Source organism: Acidobacteriota bacterium, from assembly GCA_040754075.1.
GTDB lineage: Bacteria > Acidobacteriota > Blastocatellia > UBA7656 > UBA7656 > JBFMDH01.
In genome coordinates this window covers 1-2,549 of the sequence record JBFMDH010000068.1, presented here as the reverse complement: position 1 = coordinate 2,549, position 2,549 = coordinate 1, and the positions used below count along the sequence as shown (strand labels likewise).

At 46.4% G+C, this 2,549-nt stretch carries 2 protein-coding genes; both read right to left on the bottom strand.

Translation table 11 applies throughout. The features are described 5' to 3' along the window. Positions 1-149 precede the first annotated feature (149 nt). Positions 150-1,805 (bottom strand): helix-hairpin-helix domain-containing protein, encoded by a 1,656-nt coding sequence (locus AB1757_31210; protein ID MEW6131537.1) that lies wholly within the window; start codon positions 1,803-1,805, stop codon positions 150-152. Between the two features lie 87 nt (positions 1,806-1,892). Beyond that, positions 1,893-2,402 (bottom strand): hypothetical protein, encoded by a 510-nt coding sequence (locus AB1757_31205; protein MEW6131536.1) that lies wholly within the window; start codon positions 2,400-2,402, stop codon positions 1,893-1,895. Positions 2,403-2,549: the final 147 nt, after the last annotated feature.

Genomic DNA, 2,549 nt, shown 5'->3' with positions numbered 1-2,549 from the left:
TTATTAGCTGATGAATTAAGAGATTTTGCTGCCGGTTACGGTATCGAAAAATCACCGGCGCGAACCGCCGTAGCTTGATTTTCAGCTATCGCAATGGCAATCGCTCATTATAAAAATCAAACCGTTTTGGGATTATTTAAACCGCGTTCTTAGCTGCGATTCATCTTTCCGGCGGCAGTCATCGCGCTTTGCATTTTTTTCAGTTTTTCGATAAGCGACGGAGAAACGCCTTTGATTTCGCGAAACTCTTCAAGGTTTTTGAAATAGCCTTTAACGGCGCGCGCGGCAAGAATGGCACGGGCAACGGAAAAATCCACATCCGGTAAAGTCCTAAGTTCCGCAAAGCTCGCGGTGTTCAAATTGATGGTGAGCGGCAAAGTGCGTTCTTCATTAAAAATCGTTCGCCCGATTGTGAAACCGTCATTGAGAAGCCATAGCTGTTTACCAAGTTCGGCGTCCAATGCGACTTCGTCGCGCACGGCTTTATCAATCAATTCCTGCATCTGTTTTCGGGTTGCCGGCAAACGCTCGACAAATTGCATACTCCCTCTGCGACCGAGTTTGGCGTATTCCTCAAGCGACCGCACCATCGTGTTTGAAATGGTCGCGCCAAAAGTCGTGTTGATAAAAACCTCGTACACCGCGGCCTTTTCATCGGGAAAAATTTTGCCGTAATTTTTAACCGTTTCCAGAAGCATCGCGCGGTCGCCGGTTAAAGTTTGACGATTCATTTCATTCATCGCCGCAAACAATTTGAGCATGACATTTTGATAAGGGGTAAACTGTTTCGCGGCATCTGTGACCGGCGACTTATCGGTAAAAAAGCGTGAATAAAACGCGCCCTCACGATAGCGATTTCTGAGGCGTTCATCATTTACCAGACGAAAAAACAGCGTTGCAATCACTCCTTCGCTTGCCATCATCTGCTGCGCATTTTTAATCGACTCGAAGGAAAAATAAGGCGAGGTCTCTTCATCAATAAACAGTTGATAAAGGTCTGTGCCTTCATCAAAGGCGCTTTGCGGCAGCAGTTTATTGTGAACGAAAATATTTCTTCGCACCCCTTGATTGCGCAACCAGGAATCAATTTTGCTGAACCAGAAACGATTGAGGTTGGTTAAATCGACGCCGCTTTCCACGCGCCGCAAATTTTCATTGGTTGTATTATCGCGCACCAGCGGTTGAAAGTGTTCCGCGTAGCCTTCGTTAAACGCCGTAGGATAATCGGTGGTCACAAAACTCGCATGCATTTTGCGCGAGTTGCCTGCGGGCAAACCGCCAAACAGATAGCTTAAAATGACGTGACCGAGTTCGTGCGCGAAGATCTCTTCAAACTCTCCCGATTTTACGCTACGTTCATCAACCACCATATCAACAAACGCAGCATTGATGAATTTTCTTTCTGATGCGCTGGCTTCCAGCCAGAATCCTTGCCGGGCAAAACCGCCTTCCTGTTTCGATAACAGCAGGTACAAGGGTTCAAACAGTGAGCGATGAGCATCGCCGATTTTTTTGATTGGTAAATTGAGTTCATTGATGCGCTGATTGCGGGCGTACTCGGCAAGCGCGAGTTCCTGTTGCAAAAACGGAGTCGCCAAAACGGCGCGAAGGTTTTGCAACAGCGCCGATTCAGTGGCAAGTTTCAGCACCGGATATTTTTCACCTTGATATTCCTGCGCCTCAATCGCTCTGCCGCTTTTGTCGGTTGCGGGAACCAAAATAATTGGGTAGCGATGCTGGGCTTGAGCTTGAACCGATAACATCGCAATGAACAAAAAGAAAATAGCAAATAATCCTCTACGCATCCGAGCACCTCATTTTTCCAAAGCAGGCAAACGAGGAGACTCTGGATAAAGTTTCAAGTGATGCGAGAAGTGGTTGCCGAAAAATTTTTAATTGAGTTGTTTGGTTAAACTTTTGGCAGTGGCATAAGCATCAAGCGGTGAGAGCAAAATAATCACCAGCCACACGGGGATTAAAATCATTGCCGGAATGATTCGTCTCGCAAACGTCTTATTGAAACAGGGCGCGGTATTTTCGGTAACGCCGGATGCGATAGCCTTGACCAGCGAACCGGAAAACTTGCGGTAAGGATTTTCATTTACTAAAACCGTTGTGGCATAACGGTCGGTCGGTTGGTTATTCAGCAATAAGCCATCACCGGTGACATAAAATTCAAAGGCTTCATCAGGCGTAAGACGCGCCACCGTATTTTTTTGATTTAAAGGTTCGTCAGTATTTTTCAAGCTAAAACTATTTTTAATTTCTGTGGTGGCGCGTTTACCCGTCTGTTGATTAACCCCGCAGCGACGACAAAATCGATCACTTTCCAACAACTCAGCCGCACACCAGGCGCAAAGCTTTAACAAAACGGTGACATCTTGTGAGTTGTAATTAATCATTGTCGCCTCTTCCTCATTTGGTTATGGCAAATTGTTGATTTTTATTTTTTCGCTTCAAGCAATCGCGCGTTTCGTAGCACGCGACCCGGAGGTTTCGATGTGAATGCCGTAGCTTGTGGCAAATTCGCTTAATTCGCGGGCGAGCAG

Coding starts and splice junctions, on each gene's coding strand:
- AB1757_31210 (MEW6131537.1), bottom strand. CDS start 1,805: ATGCGTAGAGGATTATTTGCTATTTTCTTTTTGTTCATTGCGATGTTA.
- AB1757_31205 (MEW6131536.1), bottom strand. CDS start 2,402: ATGATTAATTACAACTCACAAGATGTCACCGTTTTGTTAAAGCTTTGC.